We start from the raw sequence: 16,128 nt of genomic DNA, 5'->3' as shown, positions 1-16,128 counted from the left end.
GCGCCGGCGCGCCAACCATGGCGTCATGAGCTTTGCGATCATCTCCCACACTGACTGCCTCCGGCATGTCGCCCCGCCCGGCCATCCGGAACGCGTCGCGCGGATCGAGGCGGTTTCCGCCGCGCTCGACGATTCCGTCTTCGCGGGGGCGCAACGCATCGAGGCGCCGCTCGCCGAGGACGCGGCGATCCTGCGCGCCCACCCCGAGAGCTATCTGAGACGGCTCGAAGGCGCATCGCCCGCCGAGGGGTTCGCCACGCTCGATCCTGATACGCACATGTCGCCCGGTACGCTCACAGCCGCGCGGCGGGCGGCGGGCGCGAATGTGCTGGCGGTCGATCTGGTGATGGCGGGGGCGGCGCGCGCTGTCTTCTGCGCCACCCGCCCGCCCGGTCATCACGCCGAGCGCGAAACCGCGATGGGGTTCTGTTTCTTCTCCAACGCCGCCATCGGCGCCCTCCACGCCATCGAGGCGCACGGGCTTTCCCGCGTCGCCATCGCGGATTTCGACGTTCATCATGGCAACGGGACGCAGAACGTGTTCTGGGAAGAGTCGCGCGTCCTCTTCGCCTCCTCGCACCAGTCGCCGCTCTATCCCGGCTCCGGCATGCCGCATGAGACCGGGGCCGGGAATATCCACAACGCGACCCTCCCCCCCGGGGCCGGCGGCGCCGCCTTCCGCAAGGTCTGGGAGGAAAACCTCCTGCCCGCGATCGACGCCCACGCGCCCGAACTTCTGATCATTTCCGCCGGGTTCGACGCGCATCGGCGCGATCCGCTCGCGCAGCTGATGCTGGAGACGGAGGATTTCACTTGGATCACCGGAAAGCTCTGCGATCTGGCGGCGACACATTGCGGCGGGCGGGTGGTCTCCACCCTCGAAGGGGGCTATGACCTCGACGGGCTCGCGGTCTCGACCGCCGCCCATGCGAAAGTTCTGATGGAGCGCGCTTCATGAGCGACAGGAAAATCGACGCGATGAGCTTCGAAGAAGCAATGGAGGAGCTCGAAAGCGTCGTCAGCCAATTAGAGAACGGCCAGGTTCCGCTCGACAAGTCTATCGGACTCTATGAGCGCGGCGAGGCACTGCGCAAGCATTGCGACGGGCGGCTGAAGGATGCGGAGCTGCGCGTCGAGAAGATCATTCAGGGCGCGGATGGCGAGGCGAAGGGCGCGGAGCCGTTCGACGCCGAGTGACGGAGTCCGACACCGACTTCGCCGCTCGGCTGGCGACCGCCGCCGCCCGGGTCGAGGCGGCGCTCGATGCGGCTCTGCCGAGGGCGGGCGCGGGCCCCGAGGGCCAGCTCGCCGCCGCCATGCGCCGGGCGGCGCTGGGCGGGGGCAAGCGACTTCGCGCATTCCTGACGATCGAAACTGCGGGTCTGTTTGGCGCGTCGCCGGATGGCGCGGACCGTGTCGCCGCGGCGTTCGAATGCCTTCACGCCTATTCGCTGGCGCATGACGATCTTCCCTGCATGGATGACGACGATCTGAGGCGCGGCTTGCCGACGCTTCACGTCGAGTGGGACGAGGCGACGGCGGTGCTGGCCGGCGACGCTCTACAGGCTCTGGCTTTCGAATTGCTGACCAGTCCCGCGACGCATCGGAGCGGCGCGGTGCGCGCCGCGCTCGCGCTGAAGCTCGCGGAAGCCTCGGGGTTCGGCGGAATGGTCGGCGGGCAGGCCCTCGACATCGCGGCGGAGACGGCGCCGGCGCCGCTGACCCTCGCGGGGATCGAACGGCTTCAGGCGAAGAAGACCGGGGCGCTGATCGCGGCTTCGGTGGAGGCGGGCGCGATTCTCGGTCGGGCGCGGGCCGCCGAACGGCGCGCCTTGCGCGAGTATGCGCTCGAACTCGGCGCCGCCTTCCAGATCGCGGATGATATACTGGATGCGACAGGAGACGCCGCAACCGCGGGAAAGCGGCTTGGCAAGGACGCGGATGCGGGCAAGGCGACCTTCGTCGGCGCGCTCGGAATCGAGGGCGCCCGCACGCGCGCGGCTCGACTGGCCGAAGACGCGGCGGGCCGGCTGGCCGCGTTCGGCGACGCCGCGACTCCCCTTCGACTCGCTGCGCGCTTTGCGATAAGCCGCCAGCGCTGAACCCATTGGTAGAGGAGGCGTGATTTGGCCGAGGACCCGCACCAACGCCCGGCGACCCCGCTTCTGGATCGGGTCGAGCGTCCGGCCGCGCTTCGCAGGCTGTCCGATCGAGACCTGAAGCGCCTTGCGGACGAATTGCGCGCCGAAACGATCTCGGCGGTTTCCGTCACCGGCGGGCATCTCGGCGCGGGGCTGGGGGTGGTCGAACTGACCGTCGCGATTCATGCGGTTTTCGACACGCCGCGTGACCGGCTGATCTGGGATGTCGGCCATCAGGCCTATCCGCACAAGATCCTCACCGGGCGGCGGGAACGCATACGTACGCTTCGCCAGGGCGGCGGCCTTTCGGGTTTTACCAAGCGGTCGGAATCGGATTACGATCCGTTCGGCGCCGCGCATTCCTCCACCTCGATCTCGGCCGCGCTTGGTTTCGCGGCGGCGCGTGATCTGGGCGGCGATCCGGGCGACGCCATCGCAGTGATCGGCGACGGCGCGCTTTCCGCCGGCATGGCCTATGAGGCGATGAACAACGCCGGCGGGCTGGGAAAGCGCCTGATCGTGATTCTCAACGACAACGAGATGTCCATCGCCCCGCCCGTCGGCGCGATGTCGGCCTATCTTTCGCGCATCTACGCCGGGGCGCCATTCCAGGACCTGAAGGCGGCGGCGAAAACGGCGGCTTCGTTTCTGCCGCCGCCGTTCCGCGAGGGCGCGCGCCGCGCGAAGGACATGTTCAAGTCCCTGGCTTTTGGCGGCTCACTGTTCGAAGAGCTGGGATTTTCTTATATTGGGCCGCTGGACGGACACGATCTGGACCAGTTGCTGCCGGTCCTGCGGACGGTGAAGGCGCGGGCCGACGGGCCGGTGTTGGTTCATGTTCTCACGAAGAAGGGCAAGGGCTACGCCCCGGCCGAGGCGGCGCGGGACAGGGGACACGCCACCGCGAAATTCGACGTCGCGACCGGGGCGCAGGCGAAGGCGGCCTCTAATGCGCCGAGCTACACCAAGGTCTTCGCGACATCGCTGATCGACGAAGCGGAGCGGGACGACAAGATCGTCGCGGTTACGGCGGCGATGCCCGACGGCACCGGGCTCAATCTCTTCGCCGAGCGTTTTCCGAAACGCTGCTTCGATGTCGGCATCGCCGAGCAGCATGGCGTCACCTTCTCCGCCGGACTGGCCGCCGGCGGAATGAAGCCGTTCGCGGCGATCTACTCGACGTTCTTGCAGCGCGGTTACGATCAGGTCGTACATGACGTGGCGATCCAGCGCCTGCCGGTCCGCTTCGCCATCGACCGCGCCGGGCTGGTCGGTGCCGACGGCGCGACACATGCCGGCAGTTTCGACATCGCCTTTCTCGCCAATCTGCCGGGATTCATCGTGATGGCGGCGGCGGATGAGGCCGAGTTGCGGCATATGGTGGCGACCGCCCGCGCCATCGATGACGGCCCCTCCGCCTTCCGTTTCCCGCGCGGCGATGGCGTCGGCGTCGAGATGCCGGAGCGCGGCGCGCCGCTGGAGATCGGCCGCGGCAGAATGATGCGGGAGGGAACGCGCGTCGCGCTCTTGTCCTTCGGCGCCCGGCTGAAGGAGTGCCTGAAGGCGGCGGAAGAACTGGAGGCGATGGGGCTTTCGAGCAGCGTCGCCGACGCGAGGTTCGCAAAGCCGCTGGACCGCGACCTGATCCTGCGGCTGGCGCGCGAGCACGAGGTGCTGATCACCATCGAGGAGGGCGCGATTGGCGGCTTCGGCTCACATGTGATGCATCTTCTGGCCGAGGAAGGCGCCCTCGAGAGTGGGCTCCGCATCCGCTCGATGGTGTTTCCGGACACGTTTCTCGATCAGGACAGCCCCGTCCGCATGTATCAGACAGCCGGAATGTCCGCGGCGGACATCAAGGCGAAGGCGATCGCCGCGCTAGAGGCCGGGGCCGAAAGGATCGCGGCGAAGGCCTGACCGCGACCCGCGATCTCAACTGAAACCGTTCTTCCATTCGCCGCGGCGGCGCCAGACATCGACCCAGGCCGACTCGCGTCCGATCAGCCGATACGCGACGCTGCGGGTCCAGGGCCAGAGCGCCAGCAGCGCCGCAGCGAGCGGCTGCTGCCAGGTGGGAAAATGGCGCCGCACAATCTCGCGCTTCGCTTGCAGCAGGCGCACGATCTTGTCGGCGCGGACATTGCTCGACTGACCGTGGTAGTGAACGATCACGGCGTCCGGCGTGACCGCTGGGCGCGCGCCCAGCTTCTCCGCGGCGCGCATGCAAAGATCCGCCTCCTCCCCATACATGAAGAAGATCGGGTCGAAACCGTCCAGCGCCTCCCAGTCGGCGCGGCTGAGAAGGAAGAGACAGCCGGTGACGATATCGACCTGGCGCTCGCTCATCCGGTCCCAACCGCCATAGCCCTCCGAGTTCAGGACAGCGCTTCGCGGGAAGAGCGCGGCCGCTCCGATCGCCCGGCAGAAAAGGTTCCAAAGCGTGATGCGCCTCCAGCAGGAGCCCGGATTGAGGCTGCGGTCGCCGAAGACCGTGCGCCCGCCCCAGATCCGCGCCTCGGGTCGCGCGCGCGCGAAGGCGAGCAAGCGGTCAAGTGCGCCATCGAGCACCACGGTGTCGGGATTCAGAAGCAGGATGAACTCGCCCCGCGCATGTTTCGCGGCGATGTTGTTGGCGCGCGCGAATCCATGATTGATCTTCTCCGCGATGAGCATCGCGTCGGGAAACTCCCGGCCGATGGCCTCAGCGGAGCCATCGGGCGAATCGTTGTCAACGACGATCAACTCGAACGGCGTCCGGGTCTCGGCGTATACCGAGCGCAGACACTCCAGCGTCATTTCGCGGGTGTTGTAGCTGACCACGATGATCGAAAGAATCGGATCGGCCATCGCCACGCGCCCCTGCTCCGCCCGCTCTGACGCCCTGCCGCGCCGTGCGGAGCGACTACGTGAAATCCGGCTTCAGATCAATCGCGCCCGGATGACCGGCGCGGCGGCGCGCGCCGGCCGCTTTCGCGATCAGCGCCCGCTGACGGAACGCGCGACGTTGCCGTGCCATTCCACTCCACTTGCGTCGGGAAGGTTCATATCGTCAAGCGCAGCGACGATTCCGTAGCCGACGATCATGTTCAACGCGATCGCGGCCCCGAGCCGCCAGAGCCCGCCATCGACGGGGCGGCGCCCATATTCGCGGGCGGCGCCAAAGTCATCATGTGCCTCCTGAAAAGCCATATCATGTCCCCTTAGACCAAGCCCCGGAACACCCGGTGGCCTGACACTGAGATGGGAGCTTCACATGGAAACCAAAAATGATGATTGATGGATCAATCAATCAATCCCGGTGATAAATTGAGACCTCAGACCGGATAGGCGGCGTTCGGCGCATGCGCGCCAACACCCTCGGCGAGCGCCCGCGCCATGTCGCGGAAGCGTTCCGCCTCGGCACTATCCGGTTTGGAAGCCACGATGGGCGTCCCTTCGTCGGAGGTCGTGCGCACTTCGAGCGCCAGCGGCACACGGCCGAGGAAGGGCGCGCCGATCTTCACCGCTTCCGCCTCCGCCCCACCATGGCCGAAGATCTGCGTCTCATGTCCGCAGTTCGGACAGCAGAAGGTCGCCATGTTTTCGATCACGCCAAGAATCGGGATGTCGATCTTGGCGAACATATCGATGGCCTTGCGGGCGTCGAGAAGCGCAACGTCCTGCGGCGTCGAGACGACAACCGCGCCCGTGAGCTTGGTCTTCTGGCTGAGCGTCAACTGCACGTCGCCGGTGCCGGGCGGAAGATCGATGATGAGAAAGTCCAGCGGAGCCCAAGCGACCTGGTAAAGCATCTGCGTCACCGCGCTCATCAGCATCGGGCCGCGCCAGATCACGCTCTCCGATTCGCCGGTGAGAAACCCCATCGACATGCATTTGACGCCATAGCCGCGCAGCGGAACGATGGTCTTGCCGTCCGGCGAGGCCGGGCGCCCCTCTATCCCGAGCATCCGCGGTTGCGACGGGCCGTAGACATCGGCGTCAAGAAGCCCGACGCGCCAGCCCTCCATCGCAAGCGCCACCGCGAGATTGGCGGAGACGGTCGATTTGCCGACGCCGCCCTTGCCCGAACCGACGGCGATGATCCGCTCGACGCCATCGACCTTGCCGCCATTCGGCGCAGGCGGCGGCGGGCGCAGGGGCTTGTCGCCGGGTTTCGCGCGGGTGCCGAGATCGGGCGGCGCGCCTTTCGCCGTGGCCGGTGCGCTCGGCGCATCGCTATGCGCTGTGAGCGCGGCGATGACGTCGGTGACGCCCGGCACGGCCTTCACCGCGGCCTCCGCCGCCTGACGGAGCGGTTCAAGCGCGGCGCCGCGAGCGGGATCGACTTCGATGGCGAATCGGACGGCGCCGTCGGCGACGCTCAGCCCGGTGATCATTCCGGCGGTGACGATATCCCGGCCGTCGTCGCCGCCCACGACGGCGCGCAGCGCGTCGAGAACCGTCTCTCTGCTCGGGGCCGACATCATCTCTCCATCATTCCGTCCAGATCCGCAGAATTAGATAACCATTCGTCAACCCGAGCGCCACAGGGCGCACTGCGGCCGCGTCAATGTGATCCGCCGCACGCGCCTATGCGTCGATATGTGAAAAGCGGTTGCCCCGCCGGTCGGCTCTTGCAAGTAATGGCGTGGCTCAACCGTGGGGAAGGAACATGCCGGCTCAACCATTGTTGACGGTAGAGGGACTGACCGTCGCATTCGGCGCCGGGCGCGCCGCCGTGACCGTCGTCGAGGATGTCTCCTTCGCGCTGCGCCGCGGCGAGACCCTGGCGCTTGTCGGCGAATCGGGTTCGGGCAAGACGCTGACCGGCAAGGCGCTGCTCGGCATCCTGCCGAAGGGCGCCCGCATCATCGCGGGACGCGCCGCGCTGGCGGACAAATCCGGAACCGGAGAGACGGACCTTCTGGCGATGGATCCGAAAGCGCTGCGGAAGGTGCGCGGCGGCCGAGTATCGATGATCTTTCAGGAGCCGATGAGTTCGCTCTCCGCGCTGCACACGATCGGCGATCAGGTCATGGAGGCGGTAAAACTTCATTCGCCACTCAGGGGCGCGGAAGCCAAGGCGCGCTGCATAGAGACATTCGTCGATGTCGGTTTTCCCGACCCCGAGCGCGCGTTCCGGGCCTATCCGTTCGAGTTGTCGGGCGGGCTCCGCCAACGCGCGATGATCGCTATGGCGATGGTCTGCCGGCCGGAGTTGATGATCGCGGACGAACCGACGACAGCGCTGGACGTCACCACGCAGGCCACCGTCCTCGACCTCATTAAGTCGCTTCAGCGTGAAACAGGCATGTCGATGATCATGGTGACGCATGATCTCGGCGTCGTGGCCAACATGGCGGATGCCGTGGTCGTGCTGAGAAAGGGCCGGGTGGTTGAGAGCGGCCCCGCGCGCGCGGTGCTGACATCGCCCGGCCACGGCTATACGCGAAAGCTGATCGCGGCGGCCCCGGAGATTCCCGAGAACCTCGACGCGCGCCACGTGGCTTCAGAGGATTTCATCGTACGCGCGCGGCATCTCTCGAAGACCTATCCGGGCAAGGCGCAGGGGCTGGGCCGGGTCTCGGCGCCGGTCAAGGCCGTGCAGGACGTGCGCATCGATCTCAGGCGCGGCGAAACGCTGGCCATCGTGGGCGAAAGCGGCTCGGGCAAATCGACTGTCGCCAAGCTGATGCTGCAGGCCGAACGCGCCGATCCGGGCGCGCAAGTGCTGTTCAGGGGCGCGGACGGCGAAGAGGTCGACGTCATGCAGCTCACCGGCGCGGCCCTTACGGCGTTCCGGCGCAAGGTCCAGATCGTCTTTCAGGATCCGTTCTCCTCACTCTCGCCGCGCATGTGCGTGCGGGACATATTGACCGAACCGCTGCGTGTTCACGGCGTCGGCACGGCTCACGAGCAGCGTGAGCGGGCCGCCGACCTGATGGAGCGGGTCGGGCTTTCCGCCGACCATCTCCAGCGCTTCCCGCACGCCTTTTCCGGCGGCCAGCGTCAGCGCATCTCGATCGCGCGCGCGCTGGCCCTCGGCCCCGAACTCATCGTCTGCGACGAACCGACATCGGCGCTGGACGTTTCGGTCCAGGCGCAGGTGCTGGAGCTCTTCAAGGAGATCCGCGACGATCTGGGCCTGTCCTATCTTTTCATCAGCCACGATCTCGCGGTGGTGGCCGGCCTCGCCGACCGGGTCGCGGTGATGCGCCGCGGGCGGGTGGTGGAGGAAGGGCCGGTGAAGGCGCTCTTCACCAATCCGACTCATCCCTATACGAAGGCGCTGATGGCGGCCTCACCCGAGCCGGACATGGACCGGCCGCTCGATCTCGCTTCGGTCGCGCGCGGGGCCGGAGAGCCGCAGACCTGGCCCGACCCGTTCGGCTACGCCGACGACGCGGCGCCCGATCTCGTGGAGATCGACGCCGGACATTTCGTGAGGAGAGCCGCATGAAACTGCCGATCCTGTCCATCCTCGCGCTCATTTGCGGCGCGGCGCAAGCCAGCGCGATTGAGCCGCAGGAAACCCCGTATTTCGCCGAAAAGGTCGCCAAGGGAGAGCTGCCGCCCGTCGCCGAACGCCTGCCGTCGGAGCCGCTGGTCGTCGAATTCGAGAGCCGCGGGCGGACCATCGGAACCCAGGGCGGGCAGGTCCGCACCCTGATCGGCCGGGCCAAGGATGTGCGCTATGCGGTGGTCTATGGCTACGCCCGTCTCGTGGGCTATGATGAGAACTTCACACTGAAATCCGATCTTCTCGAAAGCGTCCAGGTGAAGGAAGGGCGGATCTTCACGCTGAACATCCGCGAAGGTCACAAATGGTCGAATGGCGATCCGTTCACCGCGGAGGATTTTCGTTACTGGTGGGAGGACGTGGCGAATAACGAACTCCTGTCGCCTTCGGGTCCGCCCGAGCTGATGGTTGTGAATGGCGCGATGCCGGAGTTTGAAGTCGTCGACGAGACCACCGTGCAATATGCGTGGCCGACGCCGAACCCGCGCTTCCTGCCGGCGCTCGCCGGCGCCCGGCCGCCATTCATCTACCGGCCGTCAACATTCATGAAGCAGTTCCACGGCGATTACGCCGACCCCGAGAAGCTGAAGAAGCTCGTCTACGACAACGCCGTGCGGGCCTGGCCAACGTTGCACAACAAGCTCGACAATCTCTACAACTACGACAATCCGGATCTGCCGACGCTGCAGCCCTGGGTCAACACGACGCCGAAGAACAATTCCCGCTATGTGCTGGTGCGGAATCCCTATTACCACCGCGTCGATCCGGAAGGGCGTCAGCTGCCCTATGTCGATACGATCGAAATGACGGTGGCCGCCGGTGGGCTGATTCCGGCGAAGGTGAACCGGGGCGAGGCCGACCTTCAGGCGCGCGGGCTTTCGTTTTCCGACGCACCGGTGCTGAAGAAAGGCGAGAAAGAGGGCGGCTACGTCACGTATCTCTGGACCAACGGCGCCGCATCGGACATCGCGCTCTATCCGAACCAGACGGTGAACGATCCGGTCTGGCGCGAACTCAATCGCGATGTGCGTTTCCGCCGGGCGCTCAGCCTCGCGATCAATCGCCAGACGATCAACAAGTCGCTCTATTTCGGCATGGCGACGCCCGCCGCGGTCGCGGCGCTGTCATCGAGCCCGCTCTACAACGCCGACTACGCGGAAGCCTACGCCTCGCTCGACCGGCAGGCTGCGAACAATCTGCTCGACGAAGCCGGACTCGAGCGGCGCGATTCGGAGGGCTGGCGGCTCCTCCCGGACGGGCGACGCGCCGAGATCATCGTCGAGACCGCGGGCGAGCGGCTCGTGGAAACCGACGCGCTCGAGCTGATACAGGAAATGTGGAAGGAGGTCGGACTCAAGATGATCTTCCGTCCGCTCGATCGCGATATCCTGCGCAACAAGGCCTATGCCGGGGAAAGCATGATGCCGGTCTGGTTCGGCTGGGACAATGGCGTGCCAACGCCGGACGCCAGCCCGCGCGCGCTGGCGCCGGTCGATCAGACGAATTTCTCCTGGCCCGCCTGGGGGCAGCATTTCCAGACGCACGGCGGCGCAGGAGAGCCGCCAGCTACGCCGGCCGCCAAGCGGCTTTTGCAGCTCTTCAACCGCTGGGCCTCCGCCACCACGGATAGTGAGAAAGCGGCGATCTGGGAGGAAATGCTGGAGATTCACGCCGACCAGGTGATGGCGATCGGGCTCGTATCCGGCGCGCCGCAACCCATTGTCGTTTCGAAACGGCTTCGGAATTTCCCCGAAACCGGCGTCTACGCCTGGGATCCGGCGGCGCATCTCGGCGCTTATCGCATCGACGAACTCTATTACGCCGAATGAACACCGGCGCGCACACGACAGGCCCCGGCGGGGCGGGGCTGATCTGACATGCTGAGATACGTACTCCGCCGCTGTCTGACCATGATGGGCACACTCATTGTGATCTCGGCGCTGATCTTCCTGATCATCAACCTGCCCGAAGGAAACTTCCTCACCAACCGGATTCGCGAGTTGATGGCGACCGGCGAGGAGGGTTCGATCGCCAAGGCGCGGTTCCTGATGGCGCAGTATTCGCTCGATCAGCCGATCCTCCGGCAGTATGTGATATGGCTCGGCCTGTGGCCCGGCCCCGACGGCTTCTCCGGGCTGCTCCAAGGCGATTTCGGGTATTCCTTCGAATTCGACCGCCAGGTCTGGGACATCGTCGCCGAGGCGATGTGGTTCACCATCGGGCTCAATCTCGTCGTCGTGCTCTTTGTGTATCTGACGGCGCTGCCGCTCGGCGCGCTCGCGGCGGTCAGAGCGAACACCTGGGTAGATTACCTGGCGGCGCTGGTCGGCTATATCGGGCTGGCGACGCCGAATTTCCTGCTGGCGCTCGTGCTCATGTATTATGGAAACAAGGCGGTCGGTCTGCCGATCGGGGGCGGAATGGCGAAAGAGTTCCTCGATCAGCCGATGAGCTTCGCGAAATTCGGCTCGATCATGATCCACCTGATCGCTCCGGTGGTCGTGATCGGCACCGCCGGAATGGCAGGCATGATGCGGCGACTCCGGGCCAATCTGATGGATGAGCTTGGCAAGCCTTATGTCGTCACCGCGGCGGCGAAGGGCGTGCCGCCGACGCGGGCGGTGATCAAGTATCCGCTGCGCATGGCGCTCAACCCGTTCATCGCCGATATCGGCAATCTCCTGCCGCAGCTTATCTCGGGCTCGGTCCTCGTCTCGGTGGTGATGAGCCTGCCGACGATCGGCCCGATCCTCCTTTCGGCGCTCCGCTCGCAGGACATCTTTCTATCCGGTTTCATCCTGCTCTTCGTCTCGGCGCTGACCCTTGTCGGCATGCTGATCTCCGATCTTCTGCTTGCCGTTGTCGATCCGCGCATCCGGCTGTCGGGCAAGGCGGGGGGCGCGCGATGAGCACCACCGATCCCGACCGGCACTTTGTCGCTGACGACGATTACGACGAGGCGGCGGACATCCAGGTGCTCGATCGCGCCGATCTCGACGCGCCGACATGGCTGCTGATCTGCCGCCGCTTCATGCGCCACAAGCTGGGGGTGATCTCGGCCGTCTATCTGCTGGTGATCTATCTCGCGCTGCCCTTCATCGATTTCCTGGCTCCGTATCATTACGCGGAACGGCACGAAGACCACATCTACGCGCCGCCGCAGCCGGTCCGGCTCTGGGCGCCGGAGATCGATTATTTCGGCCTGCACACTTACACGACAGTCGAGACCTTCGACCGCAAGACGTTCCAGATGACCTCGAAGACGAACTGGGACGAACCGCTGCCGATCCCGCTCTTCGCGAACTGTGGAACCTCCTACAGGCTGCTCGGTCTGATCGAAACGAATTTCCGGCTGATCTGTCCGCCAGAGGAGGGAACGCTCTTCATATTCGGCACCGACCGTCTGGGCCGGGACGTTCACAGCCGGATTATGCACGGTGCGCAGCTCTCGCTGACGGTCGGACTGATCGGCGTCGCGGTTTCCTTCGCCATCGGCCTCACGCTCGGCGGCATGGCCGGCTATTTCGGCGGTATCGTCGACAGCCTGACGATGCGGGCGATCGAGATCATCCGAAGTCTGCCGGAACTGCCGATCTGGCTCGCGCTCTCCGCCGCGATCCCGGCGAACTGGGGGCCGGTATCCGTCTTCTTCGTCATCTCGATCATTCTCGGGCTTCTCGACTGGCCCGGACTCGCGCGCGCGGTCCGCTCAAAGTTTCTCGCATTGCGGGAGGAGGATTACGTGAAGGCGGCGGAGTTGATGGGCGCGCGGCCGAAGCGGATCATTGCGGTTCACATGATGCCGAATTTCATGTCGCATCTGGTGGCGTCGGCGACGCTCTCCATTCCGGCTATGATTCTCGGCGAAACGGCTCTTTCCTTTCTCGGCCTCGGTCTGCGCCCGCCGGCGGTGAGTTGGGGCTTGATGCTTAACGACGCGCTCGACCTCACGGTGGTGGAGATCTATCCATGGCTGCTGATGCCGCTCGTTCCGGTCATCATGGTTGTTCTCGCGTTCAGTTTTCTCGGCGACGGGCTGCGGGACGCGCTCGACCCCTATAGCTGAGCCGCCCGTCATTCACGTGGATTTGCGCGCCGCCGCTCGACATGGCGCAGAGATCCGCGCACCCTGCTTCTCATGCGTGCGCTCGTCATCCCTTTCCTTCTATGCGCGGGACAGGTCGCCGCCGCGGATATCGAGGTGGATGTCGAACTGGTGCTCGCGGTCGACGTGTCGCGCTCGATGACTGCGCGCGAGTTGGAGATCCAGCGTCGCGGATACGCCGAAGCGCTGGCCAGCCAAGAGGTGATCCGCGCGATCGAAGATGGACTCCATGGCCGCATCGCGCTGACCTATATGGAATGGGCCGGCGAACACAGCCAGCGGTTCGTCGTCGACTGGACGCTGATCGAGAACCGCGTGGACGCCGAAACTTTCGCCGCCCGGATCAGCGCGCATTTCGACGGCGCGCTCCGGCGCACCTCGATCTCGGGCGCCATCGACCGCGCGACCGCGAGTTTCGAGAACAACGGGTTCGCCGGACTCCGCCGGGTGATCGATATCTCCGGCGACGGCCCGAACAATCAGGGTCGTCCGGCGCCCGATGCGCGCGACGCGGCGCTGGCGCGGGGCGTCGCCATCAACGGTTTGCCCCTGATGACGCGCGAGGGTATGGGCAGCCAGTGGAACCTCGAAACGCTCGACGAGTATTACCGCCGCTGCGTGACCGGTGGGCCGACCTCCTTCGTCATCCCGGTGCTGGAATGGCGGAATTTTCCCGCTGCGGTGCGCCGGAAACTGGTGCTGGAGCTGGTCGACAGGCGCGGCGCCACGGTTCCCGCCCAGTTCACGGACAACCGCGCGGCTCCCTATGACTGCCTTGTCGGCGAGCGGATATGGGAGCGCCTCAGGGATGGCTGGAATAGTCCATGAAGCGAGCGCGCCGCCCGCCCCGCGGTGCGTGCGGCGGGTCGCGCGCCGAATGCGGCGCCCTTCATCCCCGTGGGTCGATCGGCCGCCCGAAACCTTCGGTGACGCTCTCGATCGCCTTGGCGACCGCGAGGATCCCGGCCTCGTCCCGGTTCCTGCCGATGAGCTGAATTCCCATCGGCGCGCCGGTCGAGGTGAAGCCGATCGGGACCGAGATCGCCGGCAGGCCGAGCGTCGTCGCGAGAAAGGCGAATTTCAGCCAGTCCATGTAGTGCGGCGTCGGCACGCCATCGACCTCCAGCGGATATTCGACCTCGGAGTCGAGCGGCGCCAGCCCGACGACCGGGCAGGCGAGCGCGTCGAAACCGCGCGTCAGCACCTCCATCTCCAGGAACATCGCCGAACGCCGCCGCTCCGCCTTGACGATATCGGCGGCGGTCAGCGAAAGCCCATGCTCGATATTCTCGCTGAGGGTCCGTTTGAAATGCTTGCGCACCTCCTCAGGCAGGTTCGCCGGGCCCGCCGCCATCATCAGGCCGCGTAGCGTGAGGTTTGTCTCGACGAGGTCTTCGGTCGGCGGGTCCCGTTCCTCGACGACCGTCCCGAGCCCTTCGAGCCGGCGCATCGCCGCCGCCATCAGGTCGCGCACCTCGCGCGTCACCGGCGCGAAGCCGCCCCAGTCGGCGGAGAAGGCGACGCGCTTCGGCGGCCCGGCGCGGCGGAACGTTTCCCGAAAGCTCACCGCCGGAGCGTCGAAGGTCAGCGGTTGAAAAGGGTTGGTTCCCGCCATCGCATCCAGGAAAAGCGCGCAATCTTCGACCGTTCGGGCCATCGGCCCCTGCACGCCCATGCCGGAAAAGGCGTAATCCCGGCCGCCTCCGCTCGCCCGTCCCGGCGTCGGGCGCATGCCGACGACGCCGCAATAGGCCGCGGGAGTTCTGAGGCTGCCCCCGACATCAGAGCCGTTCGCCAGCCAGACCTCGCCCGTCGCCAGCGCCGCCGCCGCGCCCCCGGATGAGCCGGCCGGGTTGAGGCGGGTGTTCCAGGGATTGCGCGTCCGCCCGAAAACCTCGTTGAAGGTGTTGGCGCCCGCACCCATTTCCGGCGTGTTCGACTTGCCAAGAACCACGGCGCCGCGCGCCTCCAGCGTTTCGACCATCGGATCGCTTTCTTCCGGGACGAAATCCGCCAGCGCTTTCGTGCCCCAGGTCGTCCGGACCCCTTCGACCGGAGTCAGATCCTTGATGGCGACCGGCAATCCGGCGAGCCAGACAGCCTCATCGCCCCGCTTCAGCGCCTTCGCCTTCTCCCGCGCCCGCTCCGCGCAGATTGTCGGCATGGCGTTGATCGCCGGCTCGACCGCCTCGATGCGCGCCAGCGCCGCGTCGATCATCTCCAGCGGCGAGATTTCGCCTTTCTCCAGCTTTTCGACCGCTTCGGTCGCCGTCAGGGCGCAAAGATCAGGCCCGGTATAGTCATGCGTCATGCGCAGCCCTCCCATGTCACCGAGACCATGGCGCCGGAAGCGCGCCGCCGCTAGTCTTGTCGTTCACATCCTCGAAAGGTCTCCATGGCGGTCGTTGACAAGACGCTCCCCGCGCCGTTCGCTCGGGTCGAGAACATCGCCGCGGGCGTCGCCTGGATGCTTCTTTCGGGGCTTCTCTTCGTCGCCATGACCGGCATCGTCCGCTATCTGGGCTCAAGCCTTCCGGCTGCGGAGACCGCATTCATCCGTTACGCGCTTGGGTTCCTTCTCGTCTCGCCGGCCCTGATCGGCGTTTTCCGCCGGCCGCCCTCACGGCGGGTCTGGGGGCTATATGCGGGGCGCGGGCTGGTTCATGGGGTCGGCGTCATCCTGTGGTTCTACGCGATGGCGCGGATCCCGATCGCCGAGGTGACGGCGCTGAGCTATGTGCAGCCGATCCTCGTCACCATCCTCGCCGCATTCATTCTCGGCGAGCGCCTTCGCGCCCGCCGCATCGTCGCCGTTCTGGCCGGGCTCATGGGCGTCCTCATTATTCTTCGTCCGGGGTTTCAGGAGATCGGTCTGGGGCAACTCGCGCAGATCGCCGCCGGACCGCTCTTCGCAGCATCGTTCATATTCGCGAAAATGCTGACGAACGAGACACGACCGACGGAGATCGTCGCGATGCTTTCGCTCGTCAGCACGTTGACGCTGCTGCCCTTCGCCCTCGCGGACTGGCGCCCGCCCAGTCTGCATGACGTGCTCTGGTTGGCGCTGGTCGCGCTGGTCGCGACAGCCGGGCATTACGCGCTGACCCGCGCCTATCAATGTGCGCCGATCACCGTGACGCAGCCGGTCATCTTCCTGCAGATCGTCTGGGCGACGATCCTCGGCGCCGCCTTCTTCGACGAGGGGGTGGACGCCTATGTCGTCGTCGGCGCGGGAATCATCGTCTGTTCGGCGTGGTATATCGCCATTCGAGAAATGAAGTCGAAGGGCAAGGCGACGATCCCCACGGCCGGACCGTCGCCGACCGCCTCCGGCGGGGCGTCCTGACGCAAAAAATGCGCAGGCCGTAGAGAATGGGTTATGA

The 16,128-nt window shown here is 66.1% G+C and carries 14 protein-coding genes; 10 read left to right on the top strand and 4 right to left on the bottom strand.

The window, feature by feature from the left end; all coding sequences use genetic code 11:
- Nucleotides 1-25 precede the first annotated feature (25 nt).
- Genes G5B40_RS13300 through dxs form a run of 4 tightly spaced genes read left to right on the top strand, consistent with a single transcriptional unit; the run spans nucleotide 26 to nucleotide 4,058 of the window.
- The gene (locus G5B40_RS13300; protein ID WP_165099481.1) at nucleotides 26-958 is read left to right on the top strand and encodes a histone deacetylase family protein; all 933 of its coding nucleotides are present in this window, start codon (nucleotides 26-28) and stop codon (nucleotides 956-958) included.
- Nucleotides 955-1,197, top strand: coding sequence for an exodeoxyribonuclease VII small subunit (locus G5B40_RS13295; protein WP_165099479.1), 243 nt, complete (start codon nucleotides 955-957; stop codon nucleotides 1,195-1,197). Before G5B40_RS13300 ends, G5B40_RS13295 begins: the two co-directional genes overlap by 4 nt.
- Nucleotides 1,194-2,102, top strand: a complete 909-nt coding sequence (locus G5B40_RS13290) for a polyprenyl synthetase family protein (protein ID WP_425500063.1) — start codon at nucleotides 1,194-1,196, stop codon at nucleotides 2,100-2,102. Before G5B40_RS13295 ends, G5B40_RS13290 begins: the two co-directional genes overlap by 4 nt.
- 24 nt (nucleotides 2,103-2,126) lie before the next feature.
- Entirely contained in the window at nucleotides 2,127-4,058 is a 1,932-nt protein-coding gene (dxs, locus tag G5B40_RS13285; RefSeq protein WP_165099476.1) for a 1-deoxy-D-xylulose-5-phosphate synthase, read from the top strand.
- Between the two features lie 15 nt (nucleotides 4,059-4,073).
- On the opposite strand, the gene G5B40_RS13280 is transcribed toward dxs, so the two are convergent.
- From G5B40_RS13280 to G5B40_RS13270, 3 genes are all read right to left on the bottom strand, one after another.
- Nucleotides 4,074-4,988, bottom strand: coding sequence for a glycosyltransferase family 2 protein (locus G5B40_RS13280; RefSeq protein ID WP_165099473.1), 915 nt, complete (start codon nucleotides 4,986-4,988; stop codon nucleotides 4,074-4,076).
- A 129-nt stretch (nucleotides 4,989-5,117) separates the two neighbouring features.
- Nucleotides 5,118-5,330 (bottom strand): hypothetical protein, encoded by a 213-nt coding sequence (locus G5B40_RS13275; protein WP_165099470.1) that lies wholly within the window; start codon nucleotides 5,328-5,330, stop codon nucleotides 5,118-5,120.
- A gap of 125 nt (nucleotides 5,331-5,455) precedes the next feature.
- Nucleotides 5,456-6,604, bottom strand: a complete 1,149-nt coding sequence (locus G5B40_RS13270) for an Mrp/NBP35 family ATP-binding protein (protein ID WP_165099468.1) — start codon at nucleotides 6,602-6,604, stop codon at nucleotides 5,456-5,458.
- Nucleotides 6,605-6,792: 188 nt separating this feature from the next.
- Here G5B40_RS13270 and G5B40_RS13265 point away from each other — a divergent pair, with 188 nt between their 5' ends.
- From G5B40_RS13265 to G5B40_RS13245, 5 genes are all read left to right on the top strand, one after another.
- Nucleotides 6,793-8,580 (top strand): ABC transporter ATP-binding protein, encoded by a 1,788-nt coding sequence (locus tag G5B40_RS13265; RefSeq protein ID WP_165099466.1) that lies wholly within the window; start codon nucleotides 6,793-6,795, stop codon nucleotides 8,578-8,580.
- Complete coding sequence (locus G5B40_RS13260) at nucleotides 8,577-10,469, top strand: ABC transporter substrate-binding protein (RefSeq protein ID WP_165099463.1); 1,893 nt, start codon at nucleotides 8,577-8,579, stop codon at nucleotides 10,467-10,469. Before G5B40_RS13265 ends, G5B40_RS13260 begins: the two co-directional genes overlap by 4 nt.
- A gap of 48 nt (nucleotides 10,470-10,517) precedes the next feature.
- A complete protein-coding gene (locus G5B40_RS13255; RefSeq protein WP_165099460.1) occupies nucleotides 10,518-11,549 on the top strand; it encodes an ABC transporter permease in 1,032 nt (343 codons plus the stop codon).
- Nucleotides 11,546-12,706 (top strand): ABC transporter permease, encoded by a 1,161-nt coding sequence (locus G5B40_RS13250; protein ID WP_165099457.1) that lies wholly within the window; start codon nucleotides 11,546-11,548, stop codon nucleotides 12,704-12,706. Before G5B40_RS13255 ends, G5B40_RS13250 begins: the two co-directional genes overlap by 4 nt.
- A 72-nt stretch (nucleotides 12,707-12,778) precedes the next feature.
- Nucleotides 12,779-13,573, top strand: coding sequence for a DUF1194 domain-containing protein (locus G5B40_RS13245; RefSeq protein WP_165099455.1), 795 nt, complete (start codon nucleotides 12,779-12,781; stop codon nucleotides 13,571-13,573).
- A gap of 61 nt (nucleotides 13,574-13,634) precedes the next feature.
- Here the strand turns inward: G5B40_RS13245 and G5B40_RS13240 are convergent, their stop codons facing one another.
- A complete protein-coding gene (locus G5B40_RS13240) occupies nucleotides 13,635-15,056 on the bottom strand; it encodes an amidase (RefSeq protein ID WP_246209508.1) in 1,422 nt (473 codons plus the stop codon).
- A gap of 84 nt (nucleotides 15,057-15,140) precedes the next feature.
- On the opposite strand from G5B40_RS13240, the gene G5B40_RS13235 reads away from it, so the two are divergent.
- The gene (locus G5B40_RS13235; RefSeq protein WP_165099453.1) at nucleotides 15,141-16,091 is read left to right on the top strand and encodes a DMT family transporter; all 951 of its coding nucleotides are present in this window, start codon (nucleotides 15,141-15,143) and stop codon (nucleotides 16,089-16,091) included.
- The last annotated feature ends 37 nt before the right edge of the window (nucleotides 16,092-16,128 follow it).

The organism is Pikeienuella piscinae (genome assembly GCF_011044155.1).
Taxonomy (GTDB): domain Bacteria; phylum Pseudomonadota; class Alphaproteobacteria; order Rhodobacterales; family Rhodobacteraceae; genus Pikeienuella; species Pikeienuella piscinae.
Note: the sequence above shows the minus strand (reverse complement) of the source record. Positions and strands in the feature narration are given on the sequence as shown.